Source organism: Rhizobium moroccans (assembly GCF_057559155.1).
The window spans coordinates 118,047-134,269 of sequence record NZ_JBHFJG010000009.1; the positions used below are offsets into that span (position 1 = coordinate 118,047).

Below are 16,223 nucleotides of genomic sequence, written 5' to 3' on the forward strand. Positions count from 1 at the left end.
GATCCCGTGAGCGACCGTTTTGTCTACACCACCACGCTTGATCCGCTGGCAAAGCCGCTGATCGAGGAACTGACCTTCGAATACGACAGCCGTTACGGCAGCTTCTACGATGCCGAGGGCGCCACCAAGGAAATGAACCGCTATGCGCCGGAGGTCTTCGCGCCGCCGAATGGCGGTTTCCTCCTGCTGCTGCGTGACGGTCAGGCGATCGCAGGCGGCGCCTTCATGCGGCACCAGGACGAAGGAACCGCCGAATTCAAGCGGATCTGGACCCATTCGAGCCTTCGCCGGCAGGGGCTTGCCCGAAGGGTGCTGGTTGAGCTGGAGGCGCAGGCGGCGCGGCAGGGCTATTCCCGCATCTATCTGACGACCGGCTTTCGCCAGCCGGAAGCCGTGGGGCTTTACCTCACCAACGGCTACACGGCCCTTTTCGACACCACGGCCGATCTGGAGACGATCCGCAAACTGCCCTTCGAAAAACTGCTTCCGGTCAAGGCCCAGGCCCGGCCGGTGCCAGCAGCAACACAGCCGGTCGCCGGCGCATTCCACAGCGCGTGAGGAGATCATCATGGCCGTTACGACCGATTTCGACGGTATCGTCGCCGAACCTCGAAAAACCACCGCCGCCAAGGGAGATTATTCCCACTACCGCATCGTTCCGGCGCGATATCCCGCTCGCACGGCGGGCACGATCTTCGCGCTGCTGGTCATCGCGGCGACGCTCCACTCCGTTCTCGGCAATCCCCGCTGGGGCTGGGACGTATTCGCGGAATGGTTCTTCGCAGAACCGGTGCTGGTGGGACTTGCGCGCACACTGCTCTTGACGCTGCTTGGCGCTTTCTTCGGGTTTATCCTGGGGACCGGGCTGGCGCTGGCGCGTGTCTCGCGCTCGCCGCTCTTGGCCGGCGTCTCCTGGACCTATATCTGGATCTTCCGCTCGATCCCGCTGATCGTGCTGCTGCTGATCCTCAACAATCTCGGCTATCTCTACGAGACGGTCACGGTCGGTGTGCCCTATACGGGCATCAATTTCTTCAGCTGGAACACGACCCAGCTCATCACGCCGTTTGCGGCGGCCGTCCTCGGCCTCACTCTGAACCAGGCGGCTTTCGCCTCGGAAATCATTCGTGGCGGCATCCTTTCCGTCGATCAGGGCCAGCTCGAAGCCGCATCCGCGCTCGGCCTGCCCCGCAGCCGCCAGGCATCACGGATCATCCTGCCGCAGGCGATGCGTTCCATCCTGCCGACGGCCTTCAACGACATCATCGGTCTGGCGAAGGGCACGTCGCAGGTCTACATCCTGGCCCTGCCGGAGCTCTTCTACACGATCCAGATCATCTACCGCCGCAATCTGGAGGTCATTCCCCTGCTTATGGTCGCGACCGTGTGGTATCTGGTGATCCTCACCGTCCTTTCGATCGTCCAGCATCATATCGAGCGGCATTATGCGCGAGGCGCGCTGCGCAACCCGCCGCCGTCGATCTTCACCAGCCTTTATCGCCGGATCGTCCCCAAGGCTGCCGAGCCGGCAAGGACGCCGGAAGTTGCGGACCGGCCGGTCGAACGCCGCGCCGCGGCAATCGCCCCCCTGCATTTCCGTGGCGGCGAGGTCACGATCCATGGTGTGTCGAAGAGTTTCGGCCAGCTGAAGGTCCTGGACGAGGTGACGCTCTCCCTTCCGGCGGGCAGCGTCACCACCATTCTCGGTCAATCGGGATCGGGAAAATCGACGCTCCTGCGTTCCATCAATCATCTCGAGCGCGTCGATGACGGCTTCATAGCTATCGACGGCGAGCTGATCGGCTACCGGCAGGATGGTGAGACGCTCTATGAGCTCAAGGAGAAGGATATCCTGAAGCGGCGCGTCGAAGTCGGCATGGTATTCCAGAACTTCAATCTCTTCCCGCATCTGACGGTTCTGGAAAACATTGCCGAAGCGCCGGTCAGCGTTCGCGGCAATACGCGCGAGCAGGCCTTGACCGAGGCGCGCGAGCTGCTGGCCCGCGTCGGCCTTGCGGATAAGGCGGATGCCTATCCACGACAGCTTTCCGGCGGCCAGCAACAGCGTGTGGCGATCGCCAGAGCGCTCGCGCTGAAGCCGAAGGTGCTGCTCTTCGACGAGCCCACCTCGGCGCTCGATCCGGAACTCGTCAACGAGGTCCTCGACGTCATCAAGGAACTCGCCCGCTCCGGAACGACGCTCGTCATCGTCACCCATGAAATCGGCTTTGCCCGTGAGGTATCGGACCTGGTGGTCTTCATGGAGCGGGGCCGGATTCTCGAAACCGGCTCGCCGGACAAGGTCTTCAGCCGGCCCGAGCATCCGCGCACGGCCGCGTTCCTCGCCAAGGTCCTCTGAACAAAAATCTCGAACAAGGAGACATCCCGCCATGACTTACAGATCAAGGATTTTCGGCCTCGCGATCGCAAGCCTGCTTTCCCTCTCCGGCTTCTTCGGGGCAACCGCCCAGGCGCAGGAGGTCGATCTTTCGCCCGAGCAGAAGGATCGCATCCGGGTCGAGCAGGTCGAAGCAGCGATAAAGCTCATTCCGGCCGACTATAAATTCGTCACGCCGGGAAAGCTGACAGTCGCTTCCGTTCCCGGCCGCTTGCCTTTCGCGGCCTATGCCACGGACAACAAGACGCCGGTGGGAAGCGAGCCGGATATCGCCCAGCTCGTCGCCGACAGCCTGGGGCTTGAGCTCGAACTGGTGCCGATCGCCTGGGCCGACTGGCCGCTTGGCGTCGCCTCCGGTCGGTTCGACGCGGCGATACACAACATCACCGTCACCGAGGAGCGCAAGGAGAAGTTCGATTTTTCGACCTACCGCAATGATCTTCTCGGCTTCTACGTGCCGCTGGAGAGCAAGGTCACCAGCATCACCAAGCCGGAGGACGTGGCTGGCCTCAAGGTGATCGTTTCCTCGGGCACCAACCAGGAGGAGATCCTGTTGCGTTGGATCGAGGCCAACAATGCGAAGGGCCTGCCGGCCAGCGAGGTGCAGTATTACGACGACGAGGCCGTGCTCGACGTAGCGCTCCAATCGGGCCGTGCCGATGCCTATCTCGGTCCCAACGCCACCTCGGCGTTCAAGGCGGCAAAGGAGAAGAAGACGAAGCTGGTCGGGACCTTCTCCGGCGGTTGGCCGCAGACCGCGGAGATCGCGGTCGCGACGCGGAAGGGTTCCGGTCTGGCGGACGCGATCACTGGCGCCCTCAACGAGCAGCGCAGACGCGGCAATTACGCCAAGGTGCTTTCGCGCTGGAACCTTTCCGCCGAGGCGGTCGCCGAGTCGCGCACCAATCCAACGGGCCTGCCGAAAAGCTGATGGGACGCAGGCAAGCCGAAAGGCGAGGGCGGCTCTCCCGTCCCGCCTCAACCCTCCTTCAATGGACAATACCCATGAACCTCACCAGAAAGATCGGCCGCGCGATTGCCGCTGGCCTCCTCACCTTGCCGCTTCTCGCCTATGGCGCCCTGGCGGCGGAAGACATTTTCGATCTGTCGCCCGATCAGCCAGGCCGCGTGCGGGCAGAGAAGGACCCGGCGGCGATCGCCGCCATCCCTCACGACTTCAAGTTCGTGTCGCCCGGCAGGTTCACCGTGGCGATATCGCCGGGCGGTCCGCCGCTCGCAACCTATGCGACCGATGCAAAGACCGTGGTCGGTGCCGATCCGGACTACGCACTCGCTGTCGCCGACAGCCTGGGTTTCGACCTGGAACTGGTGCCTGTTGCCTGGGCCGACTGGCCGCTCGGCCTTGTCTCCGGCAAGTATGATGCGGTGATCTCAAATGTCGGAGTAACCGAAGAGCGCAAGGAGAAGTTCGATTTCTCCACCTATCGCCAGGGACTGCACGGCTTCTTCGTGAAGGCCGACAGCGACGTCAAGGAGATCAGGGAGCCGAAGGACGCGGCGGGATTGAGCATCACCGTTGGCGCCAGCACCAACCAGGAACGCATATTGCTCAAGTGGAGCGATGAGAACGTCAAGGCCGGGCTGGAGCCTATCCAGCTGCAATACCACGACGACGAGGCGGCCCGGCTGGTGGCGCTGCGCGCCGGGCGGGTGGACGTTATCGTCCAGCCGCATGCACAGCTCGCCTACATCGCCGCTCGCGACAAGAACATCAAGCGCGTCGGCACGCTCTCGGCCGGCTGGCCGGAACGCTCGGATGTGGCGATCGCCACCCGCAAGGGGTCAGGGCTTGCGGACGCGCTGACGCTTGCGACCAATCACCTGATGAAGAGCGGCGCTTACGCCAGGCTTCTGGAGCGCTGGCAGCTCGCCGAAGAGGCACTGCCTCAATCGCAAACCAATCCGCCTGGACTTCCCAAGAGCTGATCCGCATCATGACAGACGCTTCGCTTTCCATTCGCCATATCGGCTTTCTCACGCCCGGAAACTATCCCGACGAGGATCCCGGCGGTGGGCTGGAAGCCTCGCTCAAGCTCTTCGAGGCGGGGGAAGCCTTGGGCTATGACAGTGCCTGGGTCCGCCAGCGGCATCTGGAGCATGGCGTCTCCTCGGCGGCGGTGTTTCTGGCGGCGGCAAGCCAGCGGACGAAGCGGATAGAGCTCGGTTCGGCGGTGATCCAGCTCGGCTACGAAAGCCCCTTCCGGCTTGCCGAGGATCTTTCCATGGCGGATGCGCTGTCCGGCGGGCGCTTGAATGTCGGCGTGAGCGCCGGGCCGCCGCTGCATGCCGAGCTGGTGGCGCCTCTGGTCTTCGACGGAGATTGGCGCAGCTTCGACTTTTCATATGCCCGCGTCGAGCGGCTGCTTGCCAATCTCGGCGGCGATTTCATCGGCGATGACGAAACCTATGTGGTCTCGCCCGGCAATCGCCAGCGGGCGCGGCTCCAGCCCTATGCCAAGGGGCTGCGGGACCGCGTCTGGTATGGGGGCGGCTCGCTCCGCTCCTGCGAATGGGCGGGAAAGGCCGGTCTCAACCTGATGATCGGTAATCTCACCTCGGGTGATGCCGGCGATGATTTCTTCAAGACGCAGGCGAGGCAGCTCCAGGCTTACCGCGCCGTCCTGCCGCCGGATAAGACGCCTCGCGTGGCCGCCGGCAGGGTGATCGTGCCGACCGACAGCGCCGACAGGAGAACGCGGGAGAGATATTGCGCATATGCCGCAAGCAGGCACGAGCGCACGCTGTCGCCGCAAGGGCCGCGCCGCACGCTCTTCAGCCGCGATCTGGTCGGCGGTTCCGACGAGATCCTGGAGCGGTTGCTGGCTGACGACGTGCTGCGGGAGGTACACGAATTGCGTCTGGAACTGCCCTACGAGTTCGCTCTCGAGGAATATGTCCAGATCATCACGGACTTTGCCGAAAAGATCGCGCCGCATCTGGGCTGGAAACCGTCGAGGGACACCAGCCTGGATCTCGATTCTCTCAATTTCTGGAAAGCATTCGCATGACCAAACAATGCACGCCGCTTCACACGCTGGGCATCAACACCCAGTCGTGCGGGCGGGATCGATGACTGAATACCGCGCACAGGCAGTCTTATTCGTCCCACCTTCCGCCTCGATCGAAAGAGGGGGGCGAGGGCAGGCCATCCGCAGTTAAGCATCGAACGCGAAAAGCAGACATACGAGTATTCGGCGCAAAGGGTCCGGGATCAGGCAGAAGACGTCCTGTCATACCCACCGGAGGAAGAGCTGGCTGTTGCTTGTACCCCGTGGAAGCCGAGCTTTTCGGAAATCTCACGTGAAGCGCGGGTGAGGCTTTCCAGATAACCGTCACGGTTGCGAATGCCGTCCTCGCGCGGCGCAACGAGGCAGAGCGTGGCGATACACACGCCGTCGGCCCGATGGATGGGCGCCGCAAAACAGTGGGTAAAGTTCTCGACCACGCTATTGAAGGTGAAGTAGCCGTCCTCGGTCGCCTTTCGGACCTGTGCGATGAACTCCTGCGGATCAAGCCGCTGGCCGTTCGGCAGCACGAAATCGCCGGGCGGAATAAAGTCAAGGATTTCCTCATCCGAGAGATGCGCCACCAACAGCCGGCCGGACGCCGTCCAAGGGATCGAGACCAACTCGCCGACATTTGCTGAGATACGGAACGGCCGCAGCCCCTCGCGCATCATCGCCACCGTGTACTTGTCGCCCTCGAGCAGGCACATCTGCGCCGTTTCGCGGGTTTCCTCGGCCAGGCGGACCAGCATGCGGTCGCATTCGCGCATCAGGTCGAATTGTTCTGCATAGGCGGTGCCGAGGAAATAGAGCTTGCGGCCGAGAAAGACGCGACCATCGCCGCCCTCATAATCCAGCATGCCGTGGCGCAGCAGCAGGTTGACCAGCTCGTAGATTGAGGAGCGCGGTGCGCCGATGGACGATGCGATCTCGTTCGGCCGCATGGGCTGACGCTTCCGGCGCAGGAATTCGAGAATCTCAAATGCCCGGTCCAGGCCGCGTGTGCGTCTCGATACGATGTCTTCGGCGTCAGCCATGAGGCTCCTCGAAAGAAGGATCGCAGCCCAAGAGGCCGCGATGCCAAAAATTCAGCTACGATCGGCGCGGTAGGCCACGCAATCGACCTCGACCTTGCAATCGACCATCATCCGCGACTGAACGCAAGCGCGAGCAGGCGGGTTCTCGCCGAAATACTCGGCATAAACGCCGTTGAAGCTCCAAAAGTCGCGGGGATCATCGAGCCAGACGCCGATGCGCACAATGTCTTCAAGACCGTAGCCGGCTTCCTTCAGAATGCCGATCATGTTCTCAATGGCCTTTCGGCTCTCGGACACGATGCCACCACGGACGATCTCGCCCTTTTCCATGGGAACTTGACCGGAGACGTAGAGCCAGCCGTTCGCCTCGACGGCGCGAGCAAAGGGCAAGGGCTGTCCACCAGCCCCGGTTTCGCCGGCGCCGTAACGTTTGATGGTCATGGGAATCTCGCTTTTCTTCTAGTTGAAACTTGATGTTTTCAGGAATTCCGCCAAGCGTTCCGTCCTAGGGCGAACGAACATTTCTTTCGGATCACCTTCTTCGCAGATCACACCCTGGTTCATGAAGATGACTCGGGAGGATACCTCGAAGGCGAAGCGCATCTCATGGGTGACGAGCAGCATCGTCATGCCATCGGCGGCGAGGCCCTTGATGACCTGCAGCACCTCGCCGACCAACTCCGGGTCGAGTGCGGAGGTCACCTCGTCGAACAGCATCAAGCGCGGATTCATGGCGATCGCGCGGGCGATTGCGACGCGCTGCTGCTGCCCGCCGGAAAGCTGGCCGGGATAGTGATCGGCGCGGGCTCCGAGCCCGACGCGCTCCAGCCATTTTTCGGCGATGGCACGGGCCTCCGCACCACCCATCTTCTTCACCTTGACGAGGCCGAGCATCACGTTTTGCGCTGCGGTCATGTGCGGGAAGAGGTTGAACTGCTGGAAAGCCATGCCGGTCAGCGCGCGTTGGCGGGCAATTTCCTTCTCGCCCTTACGGCGGCGTTGCGTACCTTCGACATGGTAGCCGATCTCCTCGCCGTCGAGTCTGATCGTGCCGCCCTGGAATTCCTCCAGCATATTGATGCAACGGAGCATAGTGGTCTTGCCGGAGCCGGAGGAGCCGATGATAGAGATTACCTCTCCCTCCCTGACCGTACAGTCCACGCCCTTGAGCACTTCGAGCAAGCCGTAGGTCTTACGCAGTCCTACGATTTCTAGGATTGTCTTTGCCATCGGTATAAACCCTTAGGTCGGCACAGCCGTCTTGCGCTCGACATATTTGCCGAAGCGCTCGATGGCGAAATTGACGACGAAATAGAGCAGGCCAGCGAAGAAATAGAACTGGAGGCTCATGAAGTTGCGGGAAATGATTTCCTGGGTTCGTAGCAGAAGCTCTGCCACACCGATCACGGATAGCAGCGTTGAGGCTTTAACCATTTCCGCGGCCGTGTTGACCCAGGTGGGCAGGAACTGGCGCAGCGCCTGCGGCCACAGGACGTTGGCGAACGTCTGGCTGAAGGTGAGGCCGATCGCCTTGGCCGCCTCGGTCTGGCCGATCGGAATGGCCTGAAGGCCGCCGCGCACGATCTCGCCCACATGGGAGGAGCAGAAGATCGCGAGCGCAAGAACGCCGGCCGCGAACGGGCCGAGATCGAAGCCCACGGCCGACGAGACATAATAGCTCGCCAGAACCAGCACGAGGACGGGGGTGCCGCGAACGATGTCGATATAACCCCGCACGACAAAGCGCAAAGGCAGCGATCCGTAGGTCAGCACAAGGCCGACGAACACGCCAGCTATCGAACCGAATACGATCGCGAGCAGCGAGATCGAGACCGTGACGCTGAGGCCGTTCAAGATGACGAAGCGGGCGATCCACAGCTGCTCGAGGAATGCGAAGAAATCCATCATGATCTCACCTCGAAACGGCCAGCCGGCGCTCAGCGAAACGCATCATCGCGGCCAGAATGGTGCAGGTGGCGACATACAGGCCAGATGCCACGATCCAAGTCTCGATGACGCGGAAGCTCTCGACATTGATTTTGCGCGCCTCGAAGGTCAGTTCCGGTACAGCGATCGCGGCGGCAAGCGAGGTATCCTTAAACAGTGAGATGATCGTCGACGAAAGCGACGGCAAGACGTTGCGGAACATCAGCGGCATGATGATAGAAGTGCGGATCTGCATCGGCGTCAGACCGATCGCCAATCCCGCTTCCGGCAATCCCTTGGGAATGGACAGAAGGCCCGCCCGAAACACCTCCGCGAGATAGGCGCCGGAATAGATCGCCAGGACCGCGATAAAGCTTTCGATTTTGCCGAGCCGCATGCCCATTTGGGGCAACGCGAAATAGGCGAACAGCACGAGTACCAGGATCGGCAAGTTGCGGATGATCGTAACATAGCCAACTGCCGGCCAACGCGCGGCGCGGCTTTTCGAGGTCAGCGCAAACGCGACCACAAGCCCAATCACGACGCCGATTAGAATGGAGATGAAGGCAAGTCCAAGGCTCAGCACGAGACCGGCCAGCAACTGGTCGAAGTTGCGCCAGACTACAGCGAAATTCAGTGTGTAACCCATGACAATCCGTCGTCAGGAGGAAATGGAACGGGAAAAACCTTCCCGCTCCATCGTCAGTTACTTGTACTCGACCGGGAAGCCGATTTGCGGCGGGGCAAGTTCCTTGCCAAACCAGGTCTTGTACGAGGTCGCATAGAAGTCGAACTCGACACCGGTCATCGCTTCGTGGAGTGCGGTATTGACGAAGTTCAGCCAATCCTGGTCACCACGCTTGACGCCGCAGGCGTAGGTCTGCGGGTTCCAGCCGTACCCGGCGTCCTTGTAGCGGCCGGGATTCTGGGTCATGTACCACGCGAGCGAGGACTGGTCGGTCGCAGCCGCATCGGCCCGGCCCGATTCCAGCGCCTGGTAGATGAGGTCGACGGAATCGTACTGGTCGACATTCGCTTCCGGCAAGGCGGCATGCACCATCGTCTCGGCATAAACGTTCTGCAGGACCGAGATGGTCACGGACGAACCGGCGGCCTTCAGTGCTTCGTAGTCGGCGTACTGGCCGCCCTCCTTCAGCATCAGTCCCACGCCTTCGCGATAGTAAGGAATGGTGAAGGCAACCTGCTGCGCACGCTCGCCGGTGACGGTCATGAACTGGCAGGTCAGATCCACCTTGTCAGTGGTGATATTCGGGATACGGGCATCCGACGACTGGTTGACATATTCGATCTTATCCGGATCGCCGAACAGCGCCTTTGCAACGATGCGGCCCATGTCAACATCGAAGCCCTGCAGCTTGTCGTCGGCGCTCTTGAAGTGCCACGGCGCATTGGTCGAGCCGGTGCCGAGGATCAGATGGCCACGAGCCAGAACCTCATCGAGCTTGCTGGTCTGCTGAGACATGGCTGGTACCGCCGACAGGAAAGTGGCAGCAGCGAGTATCAACACGCCGGTACGAAAAGAGTTAGTCATCGCGTTCCCCTTTTGTGACTATTCGAACGATGTCCAATATACCGGACGGCTGTCCATTTTACTGGATTGACGTATTCAGGCGCACTCGTCATAAATTGTCAATAGACCGTCCTACCGTTTTTCGGAGAAATGGGATTCGCGGGGCCTGACCGCCCAATCGCTACACAACGGCATTCGGAGATCGGCATGTCATTCGACCAGGATTATCTCAACGACATCGACACTCCGGCCGTGTTGGTGGATCTCGACATCGCCAAAGCGAATATCTCTCGCTTTCAGGATTATGCGAACGCGCATGGCATCAAGGTTCGCCCGCACATCAAGACGCACAAACTGCCGCTGCTTGCCGAGATGCAGCTCGCCGCGGGCGCGACCGGTATAACCTGCCAGAAGATTTCCGAAGCCGAGGCGATGGTTGCCGGCTGCGCCGCGATCCGTGATGTTCTGATTACCTACAACATTGTCGGCGAGCAAAAGCTGGTACGGTTGCGGTCGCTCGCCGAAAAGGTCCGACTGTCGGTAGTGGCCGATAGCGCCGAGGTGATCGACGGGCTTTCGCAGGTTTTCGCATCGTCCGAAAGGCCGCTGTCGGTGCTGGTGGAATGCAATACCGGTGCCAATCGTTGCGGCGTTGTAAGCCCGAGAGATGCCGACGTGCTTGCGGCGCGCATCGCGGAGGCACCCGGCTTGATTTTTGGCGGACTGATGACTTATCCGCCAGCCGCAGGTGAGGCGGGTGTGGAGGCGTTTATGACGGAGGCGAAAGCCTTGATCGAAGCCCGCGGCATCGCGGTACCGGTCATCACATCCGGCGGCACGCCGACCATGATGCACGCGGCGGATGCGCCGGTCGCCACGGAGTATCGGCCCGGCACCTATGTCTACAACGATCGCTCGCTCGTCGCTCGCGGCTCGTGCGGATGGAAGGATTGTGCTCTGACGGTTGTCGCTACGGTTGTATCGGTTCCAGCGAAAAATCGGGCAATTATCGATGCTGGTTCCAAGACGTTGACATCGGATCTTCTTGGCCTGACCGGCTACGGGCATGTTCTAGGTCGCGACGACATCGTCATCGATCAATTGTCGGAGGAGCACGGTCGCCTGGTGAGCGATAGACCAATTGATTTGAGGGTGGGCGAAAGGGTGCGCATCGTGCCGAACCACGCATGCGTTGTAACCAACATGGTTGACAGCCTGTTCGTGATCAGCGGCGGAAATGTCGCATTGAAACGGGTATCAGTCTCGGCTCGTGGGAAGGTGGTATGACCATCCGGAAACCGCGTACTTCATGCTTCGAATGACCTTGATGCCTAGCGAGTACGCTCTCGCCAGCAAAGCAGGCGATATTCGGGTCCGCATGGTTCGAGCCTGGGAAAGCGCATCCAGAGCCCGAAGAAGAAAGTCTGGGTCACGGAAAGATCGGAGAGGTCTTCAGCTGTGTAGCCTCACCTGCTCATAAAAGCGTCCCACTGTGCTTGCGATAACGCGCGATGACCGATTGGATATCGTCGCGGTTCTCCAGCCGGCAGGCGTTGGTTTTCTCAGGTGTATAACCAGCTTCTTTAAACGTCTGCGGTGGCGCCATGCTTTGCACACGGAATTCTGCATAAGCAAGATGGCGCGGTGTCCGCGGTCTATGCCGTGCACAAGCTCAAACTTCGTAAGCGGGCAGTCAGACATAACGGACGCCCGCTATCCCAGCTTCCGCTTTCCGCGCATCCGGGCATAACAGGTTGCTTTCTGGATTCGGCGATGCGCTCGCCATGAGTTAATCGCGATCATGACGCAAAGCGTCCGAAGCAATTATCGTCAATCCGAAGTCTCCATCGTCACCGCGGGCAGGAACCGCGGCAGGCGCAACGCGTTGTGTGTCGGAAGACAGAAGGAGAAAATAGATGCTCAAGGGTATTGTGTTGTGGGCGATGGGCGTTCCTATCTTCGTGATCATCCTGCTTTACATGTTTGTCTTCTAGACAGGCCATCAAAACCCGGTCTTGCGCAATCCGCAGGTGGTGACGCCACCATCAAGCGCCGCAACTGCAGCGCGGAGAGAATGGCAAAGCGCACTTCCTGCTCAGCCGTTCCATAGCGCCTAGTGCACGGACTTGCTGTCGTCGTCGCCGAGGAAGGAACGAATGCCATCCCTTTCGGTCGTGGCAAGAAATTCCTCCCACGCTTCGCTGTCGGTAGCGAAGCTGTCCTCCCACGTCGTCACATCTTCCTCCTGCGAGATCACCTCGAGGGTCCAGCCGTCGTTACTGCCGGCGGCCCTGTGAATGTCCACCAGGACCGTAACACCATCGTCTTCGAATTCGCCGGAAAGATCCGAATGCTCCAGCTTTGGTTCTTTCGTCATCGAGACCCGCTCTTCATCCAATGGCACCTATGGTTCCTGTCGTATCGCCTTCCAGAAGGTGTGCGAGAGGAACACACGCGACTATGTAGGCAGCAACACTAGTACCATAGGGAAATTCCCGGACATCGCAACGGCGGGTATGGCGCTGCCGTTTGCTTCAAGAACAAGGTGGGACTAGATTCCCGAGCAACCGGAGCCCCGGCCGAAGGAGGAGTAGTCCATGAAGCGTGCGTGGCCAGAGGAACTGAAGTCGATCTTCGATGATGCCGAGGAGGTGATGCTGGATATTCCGGCATCCGGGCGCGAAGGCGCAGAGCGCGCCAGCAAAACCCAGAGGGCAGCGTTGCGGATTCGCGTCACGCAGGAGGACTACCAGCGCATGTGGCCGCTCGCCGAAAAACGTTATCGGTTAGACGGCAGATATGCGGGCAAAGTGGCCACCCTGATTGCCAACAATCCCCTTTACTATACGTGGCATCCGGCCGATGGCGGAACCCTCGAGGGTACTTCCGACAGCGGTACGCCGTACACGATCAAATACATCGTCGTGTACCTCCTCCTGGACGCCGTGCGCGAGGAGACAGCAGCAGATTAGAGCCGTTGTGGCATCGCTCCTGAAGCGGTCATCATATGAGCAACGGTTCTCTGTCCATTCCGGGGCATCTGCTGGTCGTACGCCGGCACAATCCGTATTGGCAGCTTTGGGGTCGTCTGCGGTCTGACTGCTTTCCGAACGCTGGAGACGAAAGCGGCCATACCGCCGCGTTTCGCCGAAGTCCGCTATCGGCTCTAGGGGGACTAAATGGGGGCCTTCTAATCGGCAGGCGCTTACGGCTCGCTGGTTTCGTTATTTCTTCTTCGCTTGATCGTGATGCCACTTGATGGCGAAGAACATGCCCGTGCCTAACACGAGAACCTTGAACGGAAGGAAGACTATAGGGAACCAATCCCACATTTTGGATATTTCCAGGTTATTACTTGACGCTATATATTGTGGGGAGCACTACCTCAGAACTGCTGCATACAACATCAGCCATGTTGACGCAGATGAGATCATAACATTCCCATCACATGGCATAAGCGGGCTTGCCCATGTTGTCGGACCGGTTATTTCAGGCCGGTGACCGCTTCTGGCGCGCGATGCAGCCGTTGCACGGTCAATAGCAGGTGCCCGCGGAATATGGTGGTCCTTCAATCGGGGGGGCAAAGCTTCACGGCAAATCCGCCGAGCGCATTGTCCTAATCGTGTTCACCAGCCAGGCGATGCCGGTGTCCATCAGGGCGGCTTTCGGGACCACCAGGTTCATCTTGAACCGGCCAAGGTCGATCGGAGCATCCACGTGCTCTATGCCGAACTTCGTTTCAAACATCTGGACGAAGTGGCGCGGCAATGCGCCGACCAGTTCGGAATCAGCCAGCACCGCCAGTGCCAGCATGAAGTTCGGTACGGTGAGCGCGACCTCCCGTGTCAGTCCCTGTTGCGCGAGAACAGCGTCAACAAAGCCGAACGGATCGGCAGAATGGGAAACGACGAGGTGCTTCATCTCGCAATAGCTGGCAAGGGTGGTCCCCGATTTCAACGGATGCCCGGCGCGCATCGCCACCACGAAATCCTCCTCATAAAGCAGTTCATGCTGGAAGCGGGCGGGAATGTTGTCGTGAGGAATGATTGCGATGTCTATCGCCCGCCTTTCGAGGTCGATCAGGGCATCGCCCCAGGCTGATGCCATGGACGTTTCTCCAGGCCGGGGCAGCAATTGGCGCACCCCAAGCGAAACACCCGGAGCGTTGCTGGCGAGTTTCTGCAGAAGAGGGTGGAGAAGCACGGAAGATGCTCCGTCAGGCGCCCCGATGGTGAAGCGGCGCGACGAGCGTTGCGGGTCGAAGGCCTCGGAACTGATGATGATCTGGCGCGCCCGCTCGAGCACCTCCGCTACCGGCCCGGCAAGTTCCAGAGCCCGATCGGTCGGGACGACGCCTCTCGGCGTCCTGATGAAAAGCGGATCGCAGAGGAGGGCACGAAGCCTCCGCAGCCCATGACTTACCGCGGACGGCGAAAGGTTGAGGCGTTGAGCTGACCTGCCCACATGGCGTTCTTCCATCACGGCTTCAAACAGCACAAGCAGGTTAAGGTCGGTCCTCGATAGATCAATATGGTTCAGCATATCGCTGAAATCATATCATTAGATTCAGCATATGGAAGATGGCATGTCCTTCGTCATACCCATCGAGGCAAACGAGACCAAAGGAGGCGCCATGTGCATCTGGAATTCGAGTTTTAGAAAAGCAGCAGCGAAATGGGCGAGGACCGCAGGTGCCACGTCACGCTGCACCCTGGCCGCCGTCGCATGTTCAGAGCTCTTGCTCCTCGTTCAACCGAGCTTGGCCGCCTCGTCGGAGACAGTCGCCGAGCTTATCCGACGCACAGAAGAACAGGCACGCGCGTTCAATGCCGGGGACATGTGGAGGTGGCACGGGATGATCCGGCTGTCGGATGACTTCACCTTGATGCAGCCGTTCGGCGGGCCGATGAGCCACGGTTTTGACGCCAGCCCGGCGCGTCTTGCCGAGCTGTCGCGTTCCTTCCGGAACGGCGAGGCGAAACTCGAGAGGGTAATCAGCTATGCCTCCGATGACCTGGTCGTCCTCGCCTTCGTTGAGCGCCAGCATGGGGAAGTCCTCGGTTTACCCGATCAGGACTGGTCGCTGCGGGTCACTCAAGTCTACAGGCGCCAAGGGCCGCATTGGCAGCTCGTTCATCGCCATGCCGACCCCCTCGTGCGACCGATTGGATTGGACCAGGCTTCGGCGCTGGCGCGCGGGGAATGAACGGCGCGTCCCAACGCCAGCGGAGTGCCTGACATGAATTCCTGGATCGAGATCATCGGGTTTGCCGGCAGCGTCCTGACCGTGATCACCTACCTGACGCAGCGCATGGTTCAGCTTCGCATGATGGCGATAGCAAGCAGCCTTTGTTTCGCCGTCTACGGAACCATGATCTGGAGTCCGCCGCTGATCTTGATGGAGGCAGTGCTCCTGCCCCTCAACGGATGGCGACTCTACCAGATCGCAAGAGAGCAGGCTTGATCCGCAGAGCAGCGGGCTCCCACATATGAGCGCGACCGGCGGCTTCCGCTATACCGCGCGTAGGCGAGGCGAAGCCGCCGACGGGGCAATGTCTGCTTTCGAGCAGGTTTGATGACGGTCTTAATGACCGCCATGGAGGCGCAAACCGGAAGCTACTTCGCGTTGGCCCGAAATGGCCGTCTGCGAAAGTGCAGCGCCGCCACCGGCGACGCTGATTGGTAGCTCTTCTATCCGCTGATCCCCTGGACTGCCGAGGCGAGTGGCGCGAGTGCTTCCATCTCTGGCTCCGTAAGGATCATGGACGCTGCCGCGACGTTTTCCAAGAGACGACTGCGCTTACGCGTTCCTGGGATCGGCACCGATTTGACGTTGAGCTTGCGACTTTGGGCATAAAGCCAGGCAAGCGCAATCTGCGCCGCCGCGATGTCCTCGACCTCTGCGACCAGCAGCATGTTTGCCGCACGGTTTTCAGTTGAAAACCTTGGGAAATGCTGGCGAGCATCGGTGTTGGTCAGGGATGTTGCGAAAGCCCGGCCGGTCAACATGCCACGCCCAAGCGGGGAATATGGCACCACCGTCACACCGAGTTCGGCCGCGGCGGGGATCACGTCGTGTTCGATATCGCGCGTGAAGATCGACCATTCCGATTGAAGGGCCGCGATGGGATGAATGGCATGCGCCGCGCGCAGCTCGGACGCGCTGACAGCGGACAAACCAACCCACTTCACCTTGCCCGCTCTGACGAGTTCAGCCATGGCACCGATGGAATCCTCCAGCGCCACCCTGTTGGTCCGGCGATGCCTGCCGCCTCTATCCCTCGAACACGCTGTACGCTAGGCTC

General features: G+C 60.5%; 18 protein-coding genes. 9 read left to right on the plus strand and 9 right to left on the minus strand.

Translation table 11 applies throughout. From position 1 onward, the window contains the following. Nucleotides 1-6: 6 nt before the first annotated feature. The 5 genes from ACE04I_RS06790 (at nucleotide 7) to ACE04I_RS06810 (ending at nucleotide 5,427) form a co-directional block, all read left to right on the plus strand. Nucleotides 7-558, plus strand: a complete 552-nt coding sequence (locus ACE04I_RS06790) for a GNAT family N-acetyltransferase (RefSeq protein ID WP_046796639.1) — start codon at nucleotides 7-9, stop codon at nucleotides 556-558. Between the two features lie 10 nt (nucleotides 559-568). After that, on the plus strand, nucleotides 569-2,359 hold the full coding sequence (locus ACE04I_RS06795; RefSeq protein ID WP_487206797.1) for an amino acid ABC transporter permease/ATP-binding protein: 1,791 nt from the start codon (nucleotides 569-571) through the stop codon (nucleotides 2,357-2,359). Between the two features lie 31 nt (nucleotides 2,360-2,390). Next, nucleotides 2,391-3,329 (plus strand): ABC transporter substrate-binding protein, encoded by a 939-nt coding sequence (locus ACE04I_RS06800; RefSeq protein ID WP_046796533.1) that lies wholly within the window; start codon nucleotides 2,391-2,393, stop codon nucleotides 3,327-3,329. Between the two features lie 74 nt (nucleotides 3,330-3,403). Beyond that, entirely contained in the window at nucleotides 3,404-4,345 is a 942-nt protein-coding gene (locus ACE04I_RS06805; protein WP_487206798.1) for an ABC transporter substrate-binding protein, read from the plus strand. 8 nt (nucleotides 4,346-4,353) lie between these two features. Further along, nucleotides 4,354-5,427, plus strand: coding sequence for an LLM class flavin-dependent oxidoreductase (locus tag ACE04I_RS06810; protein ID WP_487206799.1), 1,074 nt, complete (start codon nucleotides 4,354-4,356; stop codon nucleotides 5,425-5,427). Between the two features lie 203 nt (nucleotides 5,428-5,630). On the opposite strand, the gene ACE04I_RS06815 is transcribed toward ACE04I_RS06810, so the two are convergent. Genes ACE04I_RS06815 through ACE04I_RS06840 form a run of 6 tightly spaced genes read right to left on the minus strand, consistent with a single transcriptional unit; the run spans nucleotide 5,631 to nucleotide 9,939 of the window. Then, entirely contained in the window at nucleotides 5,631-6,461 is an 831-nt protein-coding gene (locus ACE04I_RS06815) for an IclR family transcriptional regulator (RefSeq protein ID WP_046796535.1), read from the minus strand. Nucleotides 6,462-6,512: 51 nt separating this feature from the next. After that, complete coding sequence (locus ACE04I_RS06820; protein WP_046796536.1) at nucleotides 6,513-6,902, minus strand: RidA family protein; 390 nt, start codon at nucleotides 6,900-6,902, stop codon at nucleotides 6,513-6,515. Between the two features lie 18 nt (nucleotides 6,903-6,920). Beyond that, a complete protein-coding gene (locus tag ACE04I_RS06825) occupies nucleotides 6,921-7,691 on the minus strand; it encodes an amino acid ABC transporter ATP-binding protein (protein ID WP_046796537.1) in 771 nt (256 codons plus the stop codon). A 12-nt stretch (nucleotides 7,692-7,703) separates the two neighbouring features. After that, on the minus strand, nucleotides 7,704-8,369 hold the full coding sequence (locus ACE04I_RS06830) for an amino acid ABC transporter permease (RefSeq protein WP_046796538.1): 666 nt from the start codon (nucleotides 8,367-8,369) through the stop codon (nucleotides 7,704-7,706). Nucleotides 8,370-8,373: 4 nt separating this feature from the next. After that, complete coding sequence (locus ACE04I_RS06835) at nucleotides 8,374-9,036, minus strand: amino acid ABC transporter permease (protein ID WP_046796539.1); 663 nt, start codon at nucleotides 9,034-9,036, stop codon at nucleotides 8,374-8,376. 57 nt (nucleotides 9,037-9,093) lie between these two features. After that, a complete protein-coding gene (locus tag ACE04I_RS06840; RefSeq protein WP_046796540.1) occupies nucleotides 9,094-9,939 on the minus strand; it encodes a transporter substrate-binding protein in 846 nt (281 codons plus the stop codon). A gap of 186 nt (nucleotides 9,940-10,125) precedes the next feature. On the opposite strand from ACE04I_RS06840, the gene ACE04I_RS06845 reads away from it, so the two are divergent. Beyond that, entirely contained in the window at nucleotides 10,126-11,205 is a 1,080-nt protein-coding gene (locus tag ACE04I_RS06845) for a D-TA family PLP-dependent enzyme (protein ID WP_487206800.1), read from the plus strand. An 826-nt stretch (nucleotides 11,206-12,031) separates the two neighbouring features. Here ACE04I_RS06845 and ACE04I_RS06850 read toward each other — a convergent pair. Continuing rightward, a complete protein-coding gene (locus tag ACE04I_RS06850) occupies nucleotides 12,032-12,295 on the minus strand; it encodes a hypothetical protein (RefSeq protein WP_487206801.1) in 264 nt (87 codons plus the stop codon). 220 nt (nucleotides 12,296-12,515) lie between these two features. On the opposite strand from ACE04I_RS06850, the gene ACE04I_RS06855 reads away from it, so the two are divergent. Further along, on the plus strand, nucleotides 12,516-12,890 hold the full coding sequence (locus ACE04I_RS06855) for a hypothetical protein (protein ID WP_046796543.1): 375 nt from the start codon (nucleotides 12,516-12,518) through the stop codon (nucleotides 12,888-12,890). Nucleotides 12,891-13,506: 616 nt separating this feature from the next. On the opposite strand, the gene ACE04I_RS06860 is transcribed toward ACE04I_RS06855, so the two are convergent. Then, nucleotides 13,507-14,460 carry a LysR family transcriptional regulator gene (locus ACE04I_RS06860; RefSeq protein ID WP_046796544.1) on the minus strand — a complete coding sequence of 318 codons (954 nt, stop codon included), beginning with the start codon at nucleotides 14,458-14,460 and terminating at the stop codon, nucleotides 13,507-13,509. A 43-nt stretch (nucleotides 14,461-14,503) separates the two neighbouring features. Between ACE04I_RS06860 and ACE04I_RS06865 the strand changes: the two genes are divergently transcribed. Continuing rightward, nucleotides 14,504-15,124 (plus strand): YybH family protein, encoded by a 621-nt coding sequence (locus tag ACE04I_RS06865; protein WP_245282156.1) that lies wholly within the window; start codon nucleotides 14,504-14,506, stop codon nucleotides 15,122-15,124. A gap of 24 nt (nucleotides 15,125-15,148) precedes the next feature. Further along, entirely contained in the window at nucleotides 15,149-15,382 is a 234-nt protein-coding gene (locus ACE04I_RS06870) for a YgjV family protein (RefSeq protein ID WP_280950074.1), read from the plus strand. A 227-nt stretch (nucleotides 15,383-15,609) separates the two neighbouring features. Here the strand turns inward: ACE04I_RS06870 and ACE04I_RS06875 are convergent, their stop codons facing one another. Beyond that, complete coding sequence (locus ACE04I_RS06875; protein WP_280950075.1) at nucleotides 15,610-16,164, minus strand: aldo/keto reductase; 555 nt, start codon at nucleotides 16,162-16,164, stop codon at nucleotides 15,610-15,612. Nucleotides 16,165-16,223: the final 59 nt, after the last annotated feature.

Coding starts and splice junctions, on each gene's coding strand:
- ACE04I_RS06795 (WP_487206797.1), top strand. CDS start 569: ATGGCCGTTACGACCGATTTCGACGGTATCGTCGCCGAACCTCGAAAA.
- ACE04I_RS06800 (WP_046796533.1), top strand. CDS start 2,391: ATGACTTACAGATCAAGGATTTTCGGCCTCGCGATCGCAAGCCTGCTT.
- ACE04I_RS06805 (WP_487206798.1), top strand. CDS start 3,404: ATGAACCTCACCAGAAAGATCGGCCGCGCGATTGCCGCTGGCCTCCTC.
- ACE04I_RS06810 (WP_487206799.1), top strand. CDS start 4,354: ATGACAGACGCTTCGCTTTCCATTCGCCATATCGGCTTTCTCACGCCC.
- ACE04I_RS06815 (WP_046796535.1), bottom strand. CDS start 6,461: ATGGCTGACGCCGAAGACATCGTATCGAGACGCACACGCGGCCTGGAC.
- ACE04I_RS06820 (WP_046796536.1), bottom strand. CDS start 6,902: ATGACCATCAAACGTTACGGCGCCGGCGAAACCGGGGCTGGTGGACAG.
- ACE04I_RS06825 (WP_046796537.1), bottom strand. CDS start 7,691: ATGGCAAAGACAATCCTAGAAATCGTAGGACTGCGTAAGACCTACGGC.
- ACE04I_RS06830 (WP_046796538.1), bottom strand. CDS start 8,369: ATGATGGATTTCTTCGCATTCCTCGAGCAGCTGTGGATCGCCCGCTTC.
- ACE04I_RS06835 (WP_046796539.1), bottom strand. CDS start 9,036: ATGGGTTACACACTGAATTTCGCTGTAGTCTGGCGCAACTTCGACCAG.
- ACE04I_RS06840 (WP_046796540.1), bottom strand. CDS start 9,939: ATGACTAACTCTTTTCGTACCGGCGTGTTGATACTCGCTGCTGCCACT.
- ACE04I_RS06845 (WP_487206800.1), top strand. CDS start 10,126: ATGTCATTCGACCAGGATTATCTCAACGACATCGACACTCCGGCCGTG.
- ACE04I_RS06850 (WP_487206801.1), bottom strand. CDS start 12,295: ATGACGAAAGAACCAAAGCTGGAGCATTCGGATCTTTCCGGCGAATTC.
- ACE04I_RS06855 (WP_046796543.1), top strand. CDS start 12,516: ATGAAGCGTGCGTGGCCAGAGGAACTGAAGTCGATCTTCGATGATGCC.
- ACE04I_RS06860 (WP_046796544.1), bottom strand. CDS start 14,460: ATGCTGAACCATATTGATCTATCGAGGACCGACCTTAACCTGCTTGTG.
- ACE04I_RS06865 (WP_245282156.1), top strand. CDS start 14,504: ATGTCCTTCGTCATACCCATCGAGGCAAACGAGACCAAAGGAGGCGCC.